The 17967-nt window shown below is 54.9% G+C and carries 12 protein-coding genes and 3 pseudogenes; 8 read left to right on the top strand and 7 right to left on the bottom strand.

The features are described from left to right. The first annotated feature begins 442 nt into the window (after nucleotides 1–442). From XM38_RS06795 to XM38_RS29340, 5 genes and pseudogenes are all read left to right on the top strand, one after another. Complete coding sequence (locus XM38_RS06795; RefSeq protein ID WP_080813535.1) at nucleotides 443–2092, top strand: alpha-glucosidase family protein; 1650 nt, start codon at nucleotides 443–445, stop codon at nucleotides 2090–2092. Between the two features lie 84 nt (nucleotides 2093–2176). Beyond that, on the top strand, nucleotides 2177–2563 hold the full coding sequence (locus tag XM38_RS06790) for a hypothetical protein (RefSeq protein ID WP_202978843.1): 387 nt from the start codon (nucleotides 2177–2179) through the stop codon (nucleotides 2561–2563). Between the two features lie 259 nt (nucleotides 2564–2822). Then, nucleotides 2823–4112 carry a glucose-1-phosphate adenylyltransferase gene (locus tag XM38_RS06785; protein ID WP_080813537.1) on the top strand — a complete coding sequence of 430 codons (1290 nt, stop codon included), beginning with the start codon at nucleotides 2823–2825 and terminating at the stop codon, nucleotides 4110–4112. A gap of 229 nt (nucleotides 4113–4341) precedes the next feature. After that, on the top strand, nucleotides 4342–5436 hold the full coding sequence (locus XM38_RS06780; protein WP_080813539.1) for a DJ-1/PfpI/YhbO family deglycase/protease: 1095 nt from the start codon (nucleotides 4342–4344) through the stop codon (nucleotides 5434–5436). A 14-nt stretch (nucleotides 5437–5450) separates the two neighbouring features. After that, nucleotides 5451–5797: pseudogene (locus XM38_RS29340) on the top strand (IS4 family transposase); the annotation flags it as partial. A 52-nt stretch (nucleotides 5798–5849) separates the two neighbouring features. Here XM38_RS29340 and XM38_RS06775 read toward each other — a convergent pair. After that, a complete protein-coding gene (locus tag XM38_RS06775) occupies nucleotides 5850–7313 on the bottom strand; it encodes a glycoside hydrolase family 13 protein (protein ID WP_088429377.1) in 1464 nt (487 codons plus the stop codon). Between the two features lie 168 nt (nucleotides 7314–7481). Continuing rightward, nucleotides 7482–7871, bottom strand: coding sequence for a CU044_2847 family protein (locus XM38_RS06770; protein WP_080813540.1), 390 nt, complete (start codon nucleotides 7869–7871; stop codon nucleotides 7482–7484). A 204-nt stretch (nucleotides 7872–8075) separates the two neighbouring features. Between XM38_RS06770 and XM38_RS06765 the strand changes: the two genes are divergently transcribed. Further along, nucleotides 8076–9158, top strand: coding sequence for a lysylphosphatidylglycerol synthase transmembrane domain-containing protein (locus XM38_RS06765; protein WP_256995538.1), 1083 nt, complete (start codon nucleotides 8076–8078; stop codon nucleotides 9156–9158). A gap of 38 nt (nucleotides 9159–9196) precedes the next feature. Then, nucleotides 9197–10918: a hypothetical protein gene (locus tag XM38_RS06760; protein WP_202978842.1), complete on the top strand. Its 1722-nt coding sequence runs from the start codon at nucleotides 9197–9199 to the stop codon at nucleotides 10916–10918. 47 nt (nucleotides 10919–10965) lie between these two features. Here the strand turns inward: XM38_RS06760 and XM38_RS06755 are convergent, their stop codons facing one another. The 4 genes and pseudogenes from XM38_RS06755 to XM38_RS06740 form a co-directional block, all read right to left on the bottom strand. Next, nucleotides 10966–12321, bottom strand: a complete 1356-nt coding sequence (locus XM38_RS06755; RefSeq protein WP_080813544.1) for a (Fe-S)-binding protein — start codon at nucleotides 12319–12321, stop codon at nucleotides 10966–10968. A gap of 240 nt (nucleotides 12322–12561) precedes the next feature. Further along, complete coding sequence (locus XM38_RS06750; protein WP_080813546.1) at nucleotides 12562–13182, bottom strand: hypothetical protein; 621 nt, start codon at nucleotides 13180–13182, stop codon at nucleotides 12562–12564. A gap of 96 nt (nucleotides 13183–13278) precedes the next feature. Then, nucleotides 13279–14547 carry a TIR domain-containing protein gene (locus XM38_RS06745; protein WP_088429375.1) on the bottom strand — a complete coding sequence of 423 codons (1269 nt, stop codon included), beginning with the start codon at nucleotides 14545–14547 and terminating at the stop codon, nucleotides 13279–13281. Between the two features lie 391 nt (nucleotides 14548–14938). Beyond that, nucleotides 14939–15912: pseudogene (locus XM38_RS06740) on the bottom strand (ISAs1 family transposase). A gap of 12 nt (nucleotides 15913–15924) precedes the next feature. Here XM38_RS06740 and XM38_RS06735 point away from each other — a divergent pair. Then, nucleotides 15925–17295: an IS4 family transposase gene (locus XM38_RS06735; protein WP_080813551.1), complete on the top strand. Its 1371-nt coding sequence runs from the start codon at nucleotides 15925–15927 to the stop codon at nucleotides 17293–17295. Between the two features lie 15 nt (nucleotides 17296–17310). On the opposite strand, the pseudogene XM38_RS06730 reads toward XM38_RS06735, so the two are convergent. Beyond that, nucleotides 17311–17745 (bottom strand): annotated as a pseudogene (locus XM38_RS06730) (CRISPR-associated protein Csx3); the annotation flags it as partial. Nucleotides 17746–17967: the final 222 nt, after the last annotated feature.

The following is a 17967-nucleotide window of genomic DNA, read 5'->3' as shown; positions in this document are numbered from 1 at the left end:
ATGACTCCGTATCCATTTGCCTGCCTACCCACGTTGCAGGTCCCGAGATCCAGCAAGACCCAATACGCTTAAAAAACTTGTTGGACGAGGCAACTGCTCAACTGCAAGCGATGGGCAACGACCCTGCTTATGTGAAATCCTGTGGTTGAGCATGACCCGCCCCAGCCTGGTGATAGTGACCTGTTAGACATTGCTGCCATGCAAACGTTCCGACAGGGCGGTACGGTTTATATCCTGGAGGCGGAAGTCATGCCGACAGAAGCGCCCGTTGCGGCTGTGTATTGTGTATCGTTACGGCGTTCCGGCAGAGGTATAGGCAGATCGCCGGGCGCATTCTGGCATCCACCTTAACGAAGGCGTAAATGCCTGTGAACGAGGGGAGCATTCCAGCTGGTGTCCCCATTTTTGCCCAACTGTCGAGTGGACCTTTTTGTATTGATCGATGGCGACTCATACCGACTGGTGGCGCAGTGCCGTCATCTACCAGATTTATCCCCGCAGCTTCTTCGACAGCAATGGAGATGGCATTGGCGATCTGCCCGGCATTTTACAAAAGCTGGACTATGTTGCCGATTTGGGAGTCGATGCCGTCTGGATCTCGCCCTTCTTTCAGTCGCCGATGAAAGATTTCGGCTACGACATTTCCGATTACCGGGCTGTAGATCCCATTTTTGGCACCCTGGATGACTTTAAAGCCATTCTCACCGCTGCCCACGATCGCGGTCTGCGTGTCTTGATTGACCAGGTGTGGAATCATACCTCGGATGAGCATCTCTGGTTTGTGGAAAGTCGTCAGAGCCGTGATAATCCTAAAGCTGACTGGTATGTATGGGCTGATCCCAACCCCGATGGCACCCCTCCCAATAATTGGCTAGCAACCTTGGGGGGTAGCGCCTGGGCCTGGGAGCCGCGACGTCAGCAGTATTATCTCCACAATTTTCTGGTTAGCCAGCCTGACCTCAACTGGTACAACCCGGAGGTCGTGAGCGCGATTTTAGACACCGCTCGCTTCTGGCTAGAGATGGGCGTTGATGGGTTTCGGCTGGACGTAGTCAACTTCTTTACCCACGATCCCTCCCTGCAAAATAATCCCATGCGTCCGGCAGATGTCCCTCGTCCGGCTGGCGCAGCTCCCAACGATCCATTTTTCTCGCAGATCAACCTCTACAACTTTTGCCAACCCCAAACAGTCGAGTTGCTCAGGCCCATTCGTCAGTTAATGGATCGCTATGCCGGCACTACGACACTGGCCGAAATCAGCAGTGCAGAAGATACGTTGTTGGTGTCTAGCGCGTATGTCCAGGGCCGCGATCGCCTGCACATGGCCTACAACTCTTCGTTGATGACAGATACACCCCTCACGGCTCACCGGCTCACTGGGTTGATTCGCCGAGTCGAAACACTGTTTGAGGACGGGGTCATTTGCTGGACAGCCGGCACCCATGACTTTCCTCGTCTCAAGAGCCGCTGGAGTCAATCTCAACCGACGGCTTTCTTACAAGAGGCCTTCGACCATATGTTTGCAGCGCTGATCATTTCTCTGCGAGGTAGCTGCTGCATCTATCAGGGGGATGAATTGGGGCTGACACAGGCCGATATCCCCTACGAGAAAATGCAGGATCCCTACGGTATTCAGGGCTATCCCCACGTGCTTGGTCGAGACGGCTCCCGTACTCCCATGCCCTGGCTAAAAGAGGCCACAAATGCCGGATTCACCCAGGCGACTGTCCCCTGGTTGCCGATTCCTACTGACCATCAGGAGCAGGCTGTGGATGTGCAGGACGCTGACCCCAACTCTCTGCTGCACAAATATCGCCGCCTGATTCACTGGCGCCAAGACCAACTCGCCCTGAGGGCAGGGGACCTACAGCTGCTGGAGTTGGCAGACGATCGCTTAGTTGGTTTCCTGCGCCAGTGCGAAACACAACGATTGCTGTGCTTGTTCAACCTCAGCCCTGAAACGGTGTATCAAGACCTGTCACGCTTCCCCCGTTGTCAGCCCACTGGAGAAGAGGTGTTCAGCAGCGATCGCAGCTATCATGACACCCTGGAAATTCCTCCCTACGGCGTCTTTTTTGCCAACCTAGACTAGTGAGCAATAGAGCAGTTTCTCTATTGCAAGTCGATTGTGTCACCTGTTCAGTCCATCACGCCTCCCCCTTCTCCCTAATCTGTCATGGGTGCCCTGGTTGTGAACACCACCGGATCCCAGAGCAATCTACTGCGCCTTGGCCTAATTGTGGTAGGCATTGGTTTCATCTGGGTCTTGTCCCGCAGTCGCTGGGTCAATCGATGGCTCTCCCGTGGGATTGACTGGGCCCTGCAGCACTGGACACGGTTAAACGTGCGTGACTATGCCAGCTTGCTACAGCTTTCGCAGGATTATCAAGTATCAGAATTGCTGATTGTTTATGGTCGCTGGTCTACGGTGTCAGAACTGGATTTTCGACAGGCAAATCTGGCCGGTGAGGTAGCCCACCAGGACGCGATGGCGGAACAGGCGCGAGTCGTTTCGGAGCAAACGCGCCGAGATGTTCGCTCTCGCTGGCAGGAACCCCACTGAACTCTGCCCGATGTGGGATGTCATCTGCGATCGCAGTGCGATTTAATAATCCTGACACCTGCATAAATGGTCACCTTCCACTGCTGGAGAAAGCGGATGGTCAGCAAGAGAACCTCTGACCCATGCTGCCCTGATGCTTTTCTGAGGAGATTAAAAAGAAACGGCAAAAAGTCGTCGGGATGAGCAATCGTTAATCGAAGCAATCTTGACCAAGCCACCAGGATTCATAAGTTGACGCGATAAATCGTAAGGAGGCGCTGTGAAGAGAGTACTCGGCATCATCTTGGGCGGCGGCGCAGGGACCCGTTTATATCCGCTCACAAAAGTACGCGCCAAACCGGCTGTGCCTCTGGCTGGAAAGCATCGCCTCATCGATATTCCGATTAGCAATTGTATTAATTCGGACGTCTTAAAAATATATGTGCTGACGCAATTTAATTCAGCCTCCCTGAATCAACATATTTCGCGTTCCTATGCATTTTCAGGATTTCAACAGGGCTTTGTTGAGGTTTTGGCAGCGCAGCAAACGCCTGAAAACAAGCAATGGTTTCAAGGAACAGCAGATGCTGTGAGACAGTATCTCTGGTTATTTCGTGACCTGGATGTGGATGATTATTTGGTGCTGTCGGGTGACCATTTATATCGCATGGATTTTCGACAGTTTGTGCAGCATCACCATGAGACAAATGCTGACATTACACTGTCCGTTTTACCCATTGATGAAAAGCGGGCGTCCAGCTTTGGCCTGATGAAAATCAACAGTCAGGGGCGCATCGTTGACTTTAGCGAAAAACCCACCGGAGAAGCCTTGAGACACATGCAGGTAGACACCACGACGTTGGGATTGTCACCGGAGGAAGCCAAAATCAAGCCCTACATTGCCTCGATGGGCATTTATGTGTTCAAGCGCAATGTGTTGATGGAGTTGCTCAATCGCCGACCGGAATACACCGATTTTGGCAAGGAAATCATTCCGAGATCGGCACACTTATTTAACTTACAGGCCTATCTTTTCAACGACTATTGGGAAGATATTGGCACCATTGATTCATTCTTCAATGCCAATTTGGCGTTGGTAAAACAGCCCAATCCGCCCTTCAGTTTCTACGATCGCGATGCTCCCATTTACACCCGTGCCCGCTATTTGCCGCCGACGAAACAGTTGGCCTGTCAGGTGACTCAATCCATGATTAGTGAAGGCTGCGTCCTGAAGGACTGTGAAATTCACAACTCCGTCATCGGCATCCGCACTCGCATTGATTCCGGCTGTACAGTGCGCAATAGCCTAGTCATGGGAGCAGACTATTATCAGTCTGATTTTGAACGCAGCAGCGATTGCGATCTCAATGCCGTTCCGTTAGGCATTGGCAGCCACAGCGACATTCAAAACGCCATTATCGATAAGAACGCTCGCATCGGTTGCCAAGTCAAAATCCTCAATAAAGATCGGGTTGAAGAAGCCGATTGCGAGAAGCAAGGCTTTTGTATTCGCGAAGGCATTGTCACCGTTCTCAAAGACGCCACTCTACCAAATGGTACAGTTATTTAATCAATATCTCTGCCGCTTGCCCGAAGGCAGATGGCGACGAGCAATTTACTATCGGCCTAGTAGGATTCACTCATCACCAAAAGTAGGTCGCCCCAGGCTACTGTTAGAAGTCTTAATTCCCCGTGCTGGCAGGAGATTGACAGTTTGCTGGTCGGAAGGATCGCTTCGACAGCCTGCTGACAGCCTACTGATGAGTCCGACTGGTTAGTCGCGATCGCTGAGGACCCTTATGACTTACGCCACACCATCCGAAACCACCCCCAAACGCATTGCCATTTTGATTGAGAGTGGCTTTGAAGATTCAGAATTCACGGTGCCCTACACTGCACTGAAGCGCACAGACGCCAAAATTGTGCTGGTGGGCAGCCGTATGAATGAGGAATATACCGGAAAGAAAGGCAAGGTCACGGTTTCGCCGGACGCGACCGCCACTGAAGTCTTGTCTGACGATTTTGATGCGGTGCTGATTCCCGGAGGCCATGCTCCCGATAAGATTCGCCGTAACGACCGAGCCGTCCGTCTCGTTATGGACGCCATGGCCCAGGGCAAGGTGGTTGCCGCCATCTGCCACGCACCGCACGTCCTGGTGGAAGCTGACCAATTGCGCGATCGCCGCGCCACGGGGTTCCACTCCGTCCGCAAGGATATGCAAAATGCAGGCGCCACCTACGTCGATGAGCCAGTGGTTGTAGACGGCCCTCTGATCACATCACGTCGTCCGGGGGATTTGCCCCTGTTTACGACTGTGTTGCTCAGCCAGTTGGGACTCGCCATTGAGGGAGAGGCGTTGCCCGACCTGGACGACCAAGAGTACGACTGGTGGAAGCTGGCAGAGAGCTGGGGGGGGTCCAACCGTCAGGACATCCTCAATGTCATTAACACCGCTCTGGTGGGAGAGCGATACACTCAGGCGGCGTTTCGCCAGTATCTGGGCAAAGTATCAGACGCCGAAGCCAAGACGGTCTTCACGGAAGTCATCACCGCGAAAGAAACCCATATCGAGCAGCTAGAAATGCGTCTGCGTGCCTTTGGAGAAGAGGTAAGCTGGCAGGCGATCGGCAGTGAGGCCCTGGCCACGCTGCAAAACTGGATTCAGTCCAGCGATGAGGTGGAAATTTTGCGCCGGGCCTTAGGCGACCTGCAAACCGGAGCCTTGGATGCAGCTAAGTTTTCGGGGCAGCTCACGGACCCGGTCACCAGCGACCTGCTCGATCGCATCGCCCAAACGCTGACCCGTCTGGAAGCCCGCGTGGGAGATCTGTACCGCGCCCGACTGGGCAGCGAGGTAGAACCGCCTCTACCGACAACCGCCGCGCTCGGGTAATTGTCCCGAAAATAAACCGATGTCTCTTCGATGGTCGTCGCTGCCGGCCGGCCAAAAATCTTTGCCCATCTGCAGCCGGCTCAGCCTCAGGTCCTACGCAAAAAGCGCTGGCTGTGGGGCTATGTCGCCGCCTTGCGCTTGGAAGACGGTACCCCGCTCATTGGGGTCACGCAATTCAAGTCGAAGCGAGCGATTGCCGACTATGCCCATCGATGGGGCATCGGAACCCGCTTTAGCATTTGCAAGAGCCGAAGATATTGCCTCAAAGCGACTCATCTACGGGAGGCTCAACGCGTGAGTAAGCCTGACGCTAGCACTGGGGTGGGCCTTGAGCAGTGGTCAGTGGTTGCATCAGGCAGAGCGCCAATTTCCCCGTCCTCGCGGACAAGCTCCGGCCCTAGATACCCAGGAGCCTATCCCAGCACTAATCCTGAGCGGGCCGGGAGCTCTAGGGCTAATTGGGGGGAGGCTGTCCCCTGTTGCCAGGTGGCCGAGCCCTGACCAAATAGCCGCTGCTGAGGTAGCTCTTCAGACCAATCCAGGGCAAACGGCACTGTCAATTGAGAGGGCTGCTCATCGGCATTCACGGCAATGATGATGAGTTCCTGGGGCAATACCCGGGCGAACACATAGGTCATTCCCTCAGCAGCTAAGACCTCATAGCCCCCCACTCGCAAGGCCGGATGTGCTCGCCGCAGGGCAATCAGCCCTCGATGCAGGGTCAGCATCTCTTGGTTCCACTGCGCTTGGGGGGGAAAGGTGCGGCGACAGTCAGGATCGAGCCCCCCCGGTAGGCCCACCTCGTCACCGTAGTAGACACTGGGCGCTCCAGGGAAGGTCATCTGCAATAGCACGCCGAGGGCTAAGCTGGCTTGGTCCTCTCCAGCTACCGATAACAGCCGAGCAATGTCATGGCTCGACAGCAGGTTCAGCTGGCTGAGTTGAATCTCCCAGGGATAGCGCTCCAGCAGCTGTTGGATCTTGTCTCCATAACCTCGGGCATCGAGGGGCGGATAGGGATAATAATCGGGCAGTTCTGCGTATTCCATCTGCACCCGTGGACCAGCCACATAGGCAATGGTGGGGCCGGTAAACAGGTAATTCATCACCGCGTCGAACTGGGTGCCATCTAGCCAGGGGCGAGCATCTTTCCAGACTTCCCCGACGATATAGGCATCGGGGTTAAGGGCCTTGACCCGTTGCCGAAATTCCTGCCAGAATCCCTCGGTGGCTATCTCGAAGGGCACATCCAGACGCCAGCCGTCGATGCCGGCCCGAATCCAGTGTTCGCCCACCCGCATGATGTATTCCCGCACGGCGGGGTTATCGTGGTTAAATTCGGGCAGGGCCCGATTGCCGATCCAGCCAATATAGTTGGCCGGTAGGGAGCCATCGTAGGCCGATAGGGGCCAGGCCTCGATCTTGAACCAATCCAACCAGGGAGAATGGGGACCGTTTTCCAGAATGTCGTTGAAGTAGAAAAAGCCGCGGCCGGTGTGATTAAACACGCCATCCAAGACAACACGAATATCCCGCTGATGGGCCGCCTCCAGTAGGGCAAAGAAGGCCTCATTCCCTCCTAGCAAGGGATCCACCTGATAATAGTCGTGGGTGTGGTATCGATGGTTGCTGGTGGATTGAAAGATGGGGGTGAAGTAGATGGCGGTAATGCCGAGATCCTGCAAATAGTCGAGCCGTTCGATCACGCCCCAGAGGTTTCCGCCTTTGTAGCCCTCTAGGGTGGGTGGATCGTCCCAGGGCTCTAGGGCTGCCGCCATGGCCGGCCCATAGGAGTGATTGTTGCTGCGGGCAAAGCGATCCGGAAAAATCTGGTAAAAAACGGCATGCTTAACCCAATCGGGCGTCTGGACGTCCATCGGTAATCCCTGCTGACTCCATCGCTAGCCTACTGCTAAGACCGGTGTCTGACCACTCTTTGCCTATCTATTCCTGCGTAGGGATGACGGAGATGAAGATCTCCTGGGTAATAGCGTAGAGAGTCCGCGTCCAAACCTGGAGGATTGCTTAAGGGAAAACGACCGATCTCAGGCTGGATCTGGCTCTCCTGGTCCAGGAACTGAGTGGTCAACTCCATTCTCTAACTGGAGATGCCTGTCGTTTTTCCAGACCAACTTCACCCGCAGATTCCCTTCTTGGCGGCCATTAGCGATCAAGGCCCCGACCTCAGCATCGACTTTGATGGCAAACTCTATCTCCACTTCGCTGGGGGACTGAGCCAACTTGCCCAGAGTCTCGCTGGTGCAGTTGGCCACTCCCTGAATAGTACCCATGGCCTGATCGAGGGCCTGGGCAGACTTGACAGCGAGCTCCTGAGGCTTGAGCTGCTGAGGCCGCAGTTGGCCATTGCTGCGAGTGACTTCGAACAAAAGGATAGATTCTTCTGGGGAGCTGTTGGTGTGGATGATGGCTGACATGGCTTGGCAGTAGACTTGCTACGGTATTTACGGCAAACTTAAGCAAAAATCGCGGATTTGGGAAGGAATCTTGAACTGATCGGTGATGCCCCCATTGACAGTCCAAACTGTTGCGGTTGCCGTCAAGGTAGCCGGGGTCAACCGCTGCAAACGCTCTTCTGGTAAAGTGATTTCCTAGGTTTTTATGCTCAACCGCCACCCACTATGATTCCTGTCAAACCCAGAAAACATGCTCAGGACAGTCAGTCTAATCAGTTGCAGCAGGAGCAAGCGGGGGCGAAGCCAGCGTTAGCTGTCAACATATCACTGGCAGCCACGATTAAAAAAGTAGTGTCTCTGATGATCAGTTTGGCTCTTCTGGTCGTCATTTATCGGCAAATCGATCTAGTCAGCTTGCTGGATGTCTTTCAGCAGTGCAATTTGCTCTGGCTGAGCCTGAGTCTGGCCATGATGCTGCTACTGATTGTCATCCCAGCCTGGCGGCTCCAGCGACTGACACCAACCCAACAGTCTATCGGTCTGGTTGAAGCTATCCGCTTAATCTTAGTAGCAGGAACTCTTAATATGGTCCTGCCATCGAATATGGGGCAGATTGTCAAGGCCTATTTCTTAGCGGATCGCGGTAATCTACGTCAATCCTTAGCCTTTACAGTGGTTATTTTCGAAAAGGCATGTGACTTACTTGCTCTCTTATTGTGGTGTGCTTTTGGCCTTATTTTATATCCCCAGAAAGGTCAGACATTTTGGCTGTTGGCAGGGGTTGTTTTATTGTGTAGTGGCGTGGGATTCCTGTTGCTGGGATCTCGATCGGCAGCCAATTTTCTATTGAGTCGAATTAGGGCGATCTCACCTCACCCAATTCGCCAAAAAGTCAAAAACTTTCAGCGCTCATGGAATCACATGCATGACTATTTCTGGCCCAACCGACGCCAGGTGGGAGTGATTGCGGCGGTGTCTATCTTGCTGTGGCTGCTTCATCTGTGCCAGATTTGGTTGTTTATTTTAGCCCTCAATGCCTGGACACCGTTTGTCACGAGCTTAGCCTTAACGCCGTTGGCTATTTTAGTGGGGTTACTGCCCCTCACCTTCGCCGGCATTGGCACTCGGGATGCCGCCTTGATCCTGTTTTATCAGCCCTTTCTCATGCCAGCCACGGGGGCAGCCCTAGGGCTATTGTGCACGTTACGTTATCTGCTCCCGGCCCTGGGAGGGCTACCCCTGATTGGCCATTACATCGCGTCCATGGGGCGTTCCCGCAGCACCATATCTCCCTCATCCCAGCAATAAACGGCCTGAGTTTCAGCGTATTGACGCCCATGCTGCTAATGACTCGTTTGCGTAAGTATTTAATGACTCCGGCAGCCCGCCTGACAGACTCCAGGGTGCGCTTCTGGTTACTCCTAAGTTTAGGGTTCTCGAGTTACTACAGCTACCTCGGCCTGGAGCAAGCCTTTAGCAGCCCCTACATTCTGCAGGACGATGCCAGGCACCATATCTTCTGGATGCAGCGTTTCGTCGATCCGGAGCTATTGCCGAATGATTTAATTGCCGATTATTTCCAATCAGTTGCCCCCTTTGGCTACAGTGCCTTCTATCGCTTCGTGGCCTGGCTAGGGATTCATCCGTTTGTATTCAATAAGCTGCTGCCGACGGGATTGGGACTATTGACCACGGGCTACTGCTTCATGTTTTCCCTACGGCTGCTGCCGATTCCCGTCGCCGCCTTTGCTAGCTCTCTATTGCTGAATCAGAGCCTCTGGTTCAGGGATGATCTGGTGTCGGCGACGCCGCGATCCTTTGTCTATGCCATGCTGTTGGCCTTCTTGTATTACTATCATCGGCGACAGCTCTGGCCCATGGTGGCAGCCCTAGTCCTACAGCCCCTGTTTTATCCACAATGTGGCATTCTCTCGGGAGGGGTATTGGTAGCCGGGTTGCTGCGATGGCATCGGGGTCGCCCAGCCCTGTCGCGGCAGCGTCGAGACTACTGGTTTTCTGGGATCGGATTAGGGGTGCTGCTGGCGTTGTTGGCCCCCTACGGCTTGGAAATTTCCCAGTTTGGCCCGGTGACGACCCCGGCATTGGCTAAAACTATGGCTGAATTTTGGCCTGGGGGGAGAGTGAGATTTTTTGACGACAATCCCCTCATCTTCTGGTTAGGGGGCCGAGCCGGGTTGTTCCCCGATCCTTACCTGACCCCAGTCACCCTGGCCTTTGCCTTGGGTTTACCGATTCTATTGACCCGGTGCAGCCATTGGCCGTTGGTGCAGCGGATTAAGGCCAATAGTGGTTTGCTGGGACGGCTCTTATTGGCCTCTTTGGGGACATTTGTCCTGGCCCATCTGCTGCTGTTTCGACTGCAGTTGCCCAGTCGCTATACCCACCACAGTTTTCGGATTCTGTTTGCGATCGCAGCTAGCTTCACCCTCACCGTCTTGCTAGACCGGCTGCTGGCTTGGGCCACGTCGACTTCTCCCCCGCGGCCCTGCCGTAGGCTCCTGGCCCTGGGCGGTACCCTGGCTGTGGCCGTCGCTTTGATGGGCTACACCGCCACCGTCAGCAATTTTCCCGTTACCCTCTATGTGGAAGGACAGCGCCCCGCCCTGTATGAATTTCTACGGCAGCAGCCTAAAGATACCCTGATTGCCAGCCTGTCCCGGGAGGCCGACAACCTGCAGATGTTTGCCCGGCGCCCCGTCCTGTTCAATCGAGAGAATGGCATTCCTTACCACATGGGCTACTACCGCCAGTATCAGCGGCGGGGGCTTGATCTGATCACCGCCCAGTACAGCCCCGATCTGGCTACCCTGCAGGCGGTGACTCAGACCTACGACATCGATCTGTGGCTGGTGGAAGCCGAGAGTTTCGCGGTCGACTACTTCCAGCGCCACGAATGGCTAACGCAATTTCAGCCCGCCGCCGCCAATGCCTTGGCACACCTGCGAGCCGGGGAGACCTCTGCCTTGGCTAGACTAGATCCCCAGTGTCGCGTCTTTGCCAAAGACGGCATGGTGGTCTTGGATGCCCAATGTGTCCAACAGCAGTAGAGAGATTTAAATGGAGTCAGGGGGTGGAATAAGGCGAGATGACTTTCCTAGAGTCCTGACAGGGGCTGATTACGAATCGAGCGGTCCAGGAGCTCCATGGGATGCATCAGGAGAATCTGGTTCTCTGGCATATACCGCTGAATTTGCAGGGAGCAGCCTGGGTTGGCCGAGGCGATCAGGTGGGCGCCCGTATTCAGCAGGTTCGTCACCTTCATCGGCCCCAGCTCTGCAGCCACCTGGGGTTGCAGCATGTTGTAGACGCCGGCACTGCCACAACAGAGGGCGGCGTCTAGGGGGTCCCGCAGCTCGATGCCGGGAATTTGGCTGAGTAACTGCCGCGGTTGTTGGCTGATTTTCTGGCCATGGAGCAGGTGACAGGCATCTTGATAGACCACGGGCAGCGATCCCGGGGTGAGGGGATGCAACGTCGCCGTCAGCCCCACTTCCATCAAGAATTCCTGCACGTCTCGCACCCGGTTGGAGAAGGCCACGGCCCGCTCGTGGTAGGCGTCATCATGGCGCAGAATGTGACCGTATTCCTTCAGGGTGTGGCCGCAACCAGCGGCATTGATGATCACATAGTCGACCTGGGCCGCCTCGAAGCAGTCAATCATCTGACGGACCAAGGCCTCGGCCTGAGCCTCTTCCCCCTGGTGGGCCGGTAGGGCCGAGCAGCAACCCTGATCCCTGGGAATGACCACCTCACAGCCATTGGCGGCCAAGACCCGGGCCGTGGCTTCGTTCACCCCGGTGAAAAATACCCGCTGCACACAGCCCAAAATCATGCCCACCCGGTAGCGCCGTTCTCCCTGGGCTGGAACCACCTCCGGCAAGTTGTCTTGGAAGCACTTCGGCGTCACCGGCGGTAGCAAGGATTCCATGGCGGCCAGATTGGGAGAGAGCCGTTGTAGCACCCCGGTTTTCTGCACCAGCTGAGACAACCCCAGGCGTTGGTACAGGGCCAGGGGCGCTAGCAGCAATCGCAGCCGGTCGGGGTAGGGAAAGAGGGAAAAAATCAGTTGTCGCAACAGCCGCTGTGGCAGAGGGCGCTGATGCTGGCGCTGGATCTGGGGCCGCACGGCGGCAATTAACTTATCGTACTGGACGCCGGAGGGGCAAGCGGTGGTGCAGGCTAGGCAGCCCAGGCAGGAGTCGAAGTGTTGCACCGAGGCTGGCGACAGGGGCGCTTCTCCCTTGTTGATGGCCTCCATTAGGTAAATGCGGCCCCGGGGGGAGTCCATTTCCTTGCCGATGACCCGATAGCTGGGGCAGGTGGTGAGGCAGAAGCCACAGTGAACGCAGGCATTGATTAGCTCTGGGCTAGGAGGATCGTGGGCATCGAACCCGTCTGGATTTGTGGTCAGGCTGGGATCTAACTTCAGGGGCTGCTCGGAGGTCTGCATGGTGAGGCTATCGGCGTGCTCTCTTTCAGGGTACCGCGCTGGATTCCTGACCATTGGTTCTTTTGCTCTATTATTGACTGGATGGGCTCTCTCCGGATTTCCGCCCAGTAAGGGGGTGTGCTTTGCTTGCCCTTGATTCGTGACGGCTAGACCATCTCGATCATAGCCGTAGAGGTTGGCGGCAGTGGGTGAGGGAAAGGCAGGATGATTTATAACATCTGTCGCCGATATACCAGAGGTCTAAACAGCAATGAGGGCATTCAACTGTTGCTCGCACTGCTGAAACACGTAGTTCACTGCTGCAAACAACGTGTCCAACTCTTGAATGGTGTAGAAAGTTCGGTTAAGGGTGAACTGAGTTCCATCCAGCTTGCCAAACTGCCAGCGATCGCCGTTGGAGGTAATGCCGAAAATCACGAGTTGTTCATTGTCGTTCAAGCGCTGAGCGGCAATCATCTCAGCGAGGCACTGGCTCCAGGCAGCATCAAAGTTGTCTTGCTTGGCTTCTACCAGCACGAAGTAGGGCTTGTCGAAGACGATTTTGCCGAGGGGCGATCGCCGCGCCAAAATATACTCGGGAAACCCTGACAGCTGAGCATCGCAGTTGAGAAACTCATGACTCCAGAGAATAAAGTTGCGCCGATACTGCTTCCAGATTTCTTTGAGAATGGGATACACCAGGTTCTCGCAAATCGCGTACTCGGAGTTGTCTACCACAGCATCATCCAACATGAGCCTTAGGTCTTGCCGGAAATAGTCTGAGATAGCGAACGGCACACCCTCGATAAAGTTCGCTTCGGTGTAGACAATCTCAAATTCTTTGAGAGTTTCGCCCAGGCTCTTGAATCCGCTAAACGGCATGGTGGCTGGTCCCAGAGACAGTCTTGCTATCAGCATAGCCTGACTGATTGTCAGACGATGCTGCTCAAAGTAATAAGCCTTGAAATGGAAGGTCTATCAATCCCCCAACATGGGAAGATGCACGTACCTATCATTGGCATGATCCCATTCCATATATTTGATTTTAGGAATGACATGGGAGGTCAGGTTAGCGGCGGCCAGCAGGGCCACATGGTTGGCGGTGGTCCAAAACAGGACGAGTTCCCGAGTGCCATACTCTCGCCGCAACTGTTCGACAGAGGCCACGATATCTGCCACTAGCTCCATAGCCTGTTTGGAGTCTTCGATTGAGCCAGACTCTATCCAAAACAACGGCAGATCAGGCCCAGCGTCTTGGACTTGAGAACCGTATCGCCGCTGTGACCCAATGCCCAGAGCGACCGTGGGCAACTTAACCTCTGGTGCTTTTGCTTTATCGTTGGCTGGCTGGGCTCTCTCCGGATTTCCGCCCAGTAAGGGGGTGTGCCTTGCTTGCCCTTGATTCGTGACGGCTAGACCATCTCGATCATAGCCGTAGAGGTCGGCAGCGGTGGTGCGGTCAAAGTGGCGGCCCACGGCCCATACCAGCCCTGTCTGGGCGTTGCCGAGAACCCGTACTTTACGAGGCTCTCCCCGCACTGTGCCGAGGGCGTTAGATAGGGACTGTTTCAGGGTGTTGGCCATATCGTCCCAATCGTCGCCAGTTAGCAGTTCTCGCATCTGGCGGGATCTGGTATCGGGGCGAAAGGTGAGGGTGGGGGCTTGGAGACTGGCGATGTTGGCAGGAAGTTTTGGGAGGCCACGGCGGGGGCCACTGCCCCGTTGGTCTAACACAATCACCACCTCAGACCAGGGGTCAGGGATGGAACGGTGGTAGGCGGTGGCGGCAATTTTTTGTGCGATCGCATCTGGATTCGGTTCGCCGGCCTCCTGCTGGCAGGCATAGCCCAGTTGATTGACGCGATTGCCATCGGCATGCAGAAACCTTTCGCGCAGCAGAGGATGGCTTTTGATCAGCTTCAGGGGATCTCCCAAATATACCGGCAGCAAATGATCGGTCCCCGCCTGAGCCTCGATCGCCCATCTGAGTTCGTCTCTACACCACTCAGACTTTAGAGAGGCTTCAGATAGAAAAAGCGTCAAGGTTGCCTGCTGCTGGACGGCCTGTTTCAGAACCCCATCCAGCGACCCCATTTCGAGTAGTTCATTTTTATCAAGCCAGGTTAAAACACCGCGACGCCCTAGGCGTTTGGTCACGGCTGCCGCCAGATCGCTATCGGCAGAGGAGTGGGATAGGAAGGTAGAAACAAAGGGAGACCGATAGGAAGTGGTTGGCGCAGTATTCATAATAATTAACCCGTAAATTTGACGTTCTTAGGTGATCCATCTGGTTTTAGAGCCGTGACTTTGACAGTGACAATCTGACCCTCCGACAGTAGCTTGGCCTTTTGAGGTTCCCTAGCCGTTAGCTTGATAGTGCCTAACATTTCATAAGTGACTCTGTTACCTTTAATGGCTGTCACTACAGCCTCTAAGGTCTGCCCCTCATACAGGGCAATCGCACGTAAATCAGCTTGACATAATGCTCAGAATCCAGATCAGGATTTTATGAGTCATGCCAGTTTTAGATGCTGAAAACGTGATTCCAACCCCGTTGGAATAGTCTGAGAGCTGCATGAGCTGGATTGTCGTGTCCTCCAATCGTTTGTGTCCCCTTATCAGGGCCGTTTCGCTGGCCTTAGCCAACGTCATGAGCAAGCAACACCTCGATGACAAAGTCATTGTCCATGGCAGCGCGATAGCGTTTCTGTTTGAGACTCTGCTTAGAGGGAGCCCGGTTGAGTAAATTCAGGGCCAAACGCCGTAAGAGGCCCATGTTTTCAGGACCATGACCGCTGCGAATCCGACTCGAGTCTTCCCGAAAGGTGACATCCAACACCCAGTGCAAGCTATTTTCGATGCCCCAATGGGAGCGGATCGCTTGGGCCAACACACTGGCCTCAGCTGGCAAACTGCTGATGTAGAGGCACACCTCATGGGTCGTCTTGTTCCACAATTGGCGGTCGCGCTGACCATCACAACGGTAGCCAGGCCGCTCCAGGTCTGGTGAGTGGGCAACTCGGGCACTTGACTCAGCGGCACCGCCCAGACCTGACGATGTTCAATGCGATGATGACCGGCTTCTGTGGTGCTACTGTAGCTATAATCCAGGGTTGCCCACTGAGTGCGCTCCGCCTCCTGAAAGAAGGTCTTCACCGCGTGGTGGAGGGTCCCTTGATTGCCTTTCAGTGCCAGGATGTAGTCCCCTCCTTGCTCCCGGATCTGGGCAGCACTCTCCCGTTGCGTGCCCATGGCATCCAGGGTGATAATCGCACCGTCGAGATCCAGCAGGTTGAGCAATTCGGGAATAGCGGTAATCTCATTCGAGGTGCTTTCGACGCGGTGTTGCGCCAGCACCAGATGATGCTCTGAGGCCCAGGCACTGACGGTCTGCAAGGCTCTCAACGACCTCTCTCGGTCATAGGACCCCCGCGCCGTTTTCCCGTCGAGATGAATCAGGTTAATCTCCAACTGCTCCGTGAGCTGCTGCACCCAACTCAAGAAGCACTCCTGCAACTGCTGGGGGTCTACTAGGGCTGAATGGCACTGACATAAGAGAGCAAAAAAGGCTTCAAGCGCTTGATCTGTAAGAATCAAAGCGTCGAAGCCCATAACCATGTCTCTATGATGCCGAATCGTGCAGCAGTCCTCAAGGAGCAATACCAGAACAGCATCGGTCTACCGTTTAGCGATGTGCTGCCGGAAGCAGAGATTCAGGCGGTGCTGGAGGCCCAGGGAGTCACTTATCGCCAAGTGCTTTACACCCCGATAGTGGTGCTGTGGAGTTGGCTGTCGCAAGTTCTCGATTCGGACAGCAGTTTGAGCCATGCTGTCAAGCGCGTGACGACCTGGATGCGGGTGGCTGGATTGAGCGTGCCGTCGGCGGATACGGGCGCCTACAGCAAAGCCCGCAAACGCTGGCCCGAATCGATTTTTCCACCGCTTGTAAAGCGCGTCGCCACGGCTTTACAGGCGCAGGTATCCCCAGCTCAGCGGTGGTGCGGTCGGGTCGTGAGGGCGTTTGATGCGACGACGATTTTGATGAGCGATACCGAAGTGAATCAACGGGCGTATCCCCAGCACAGTAATCAAAAGAGCGGCTGTGGCTTTCCCCTCCTGAAGCTGCAAGTGTGGTTTTGTGTGACCACAGGAGCGGTATTGGAAGTCGCAATGGCTCCCTTTCGGGTCAGTGAATGGCGCTTAGCCCGTCACCTCTATCAGACGTTGTGCCCAGAGGATGTGGTGGTGGCCGATTCGGCTTACGGCACCTATGTCGATTTGGCTGGAGTCACCGCGATGGGAGCCGATGCCGTCTTTCGCAAGCATCATCAACGCCGTTGTGATTTCAGGCGCGGCAAAAAGCTAGGCATTGGCGACCACATCGTCCGGTGGCAGCGCCCGAAAAAATGTCCTCATGCCCTTTCACCGGAGGAGTTTGAGGCGTTGCCCGAGGCGCTTGAGGTGCGCGAAGTCTATCTCTCGATTCAAGTCCCTGGGTTTCGCCCGAGCAACTTTGTGGTAGTGACCACCTTGATAGACCCCAAACGCTATCCTAGAGCCAAATTGGCCCAACTCTATCAGTTGCGTTGGCAAGCCGCTGAAGTCAATCTCAGACATCTCAAAACCACCTTAGCCATGGAGATGGTTGCCGCCAAAACCCCTACCATGGTGACTAAAAGTATTTGGGTGCATTTGTTGGCCTACAATCTGCTGCGAACGCTGATGTGGGAAGCCGGCGCCGATGCCGAGGTCGGGGCTTTGCGGCTCTCCCTACAGGGCACGCGGCAACAATTCAATCATTTCCGACCCGAGTTGCTGCATCTCTCGCCATCTGCGCGACCGCAAGGCTACCAAGCCTTGTTAAACGCTGTGCGGGAGTTGATTATCCCTTTTCGACCGCACCGCTCAGAACCCCGAGTGGTCAAACGTCGCCCCAAACCGTTCCCCAGAATGCAAGAACCGCGCTCGGTTGCGAAAGCTAAACTAGTTGCTTGATACGGCTTATGTCAGTGCCATTCTACTGTGGATAACTGCTAATGGCGATAAATTGCCCCGATCGCCGCAAAACTCATGCCATTGCTTCACCTCCCGGAGCTTTGAGCTGAGTACAAGGTAATGGGAACACGCCTCCAAAATCGGTACCTTCTCCGGCTGCACCCTGCCGCCCACATCCACTATCACCAGCGGCTTCCGTCGCCGCAGCTGCAAAATCGCCTGGGCCTGATACGGGAAAAAGCCCGCCGTCAAGCCGCCCTTATAGAACAGCTTGAAGGCCTCCCGATCCGCTGCTGTTGCTGACTCCGGCAGCTCTAAAGTCCAGTTGCCCTCCCCATCCCACTGGGCTCGCTGCAAAAACACGTCCGGATACTCCGGCAGCAAGGCCCGAAACAGGGCATGGCTGAGTACCGACTTACCGCTGTCGGGTGGGCCGACCACCAGCAGGGCCGCCCCCAGGTGGTGAGAAGGTAACACAAACTGGATACAAGACCTGATTTATTGGGAGGCAAGGAATGGAGACTTGATATAAGATAAGTGCAATTCATACAAAAGTATCGTTGTTCTTAAATCAGCCATGATCTGACTTCATGACTAATCGATATCCTTGCTTAATTAATATGATAAAGGTGGCAGACACCTAACACTTGTCTCTTTATATGGAATTTATCC

This window comes from Halomicronema hongdechloris C2206 (genome assembly GCF_002075285.3).
GTDB lineage: Bacteria > Cyanobacteriota > Cyanobacteriia > Phormidesmidales > Phormidesmidaceae > Halomicronema_B > Halomicronema_B hongdechloris.
Note: the sequence above shows the minus strand (reverse complement) of the source record. Positions and strands in the feature narration are given on the sequence as shown.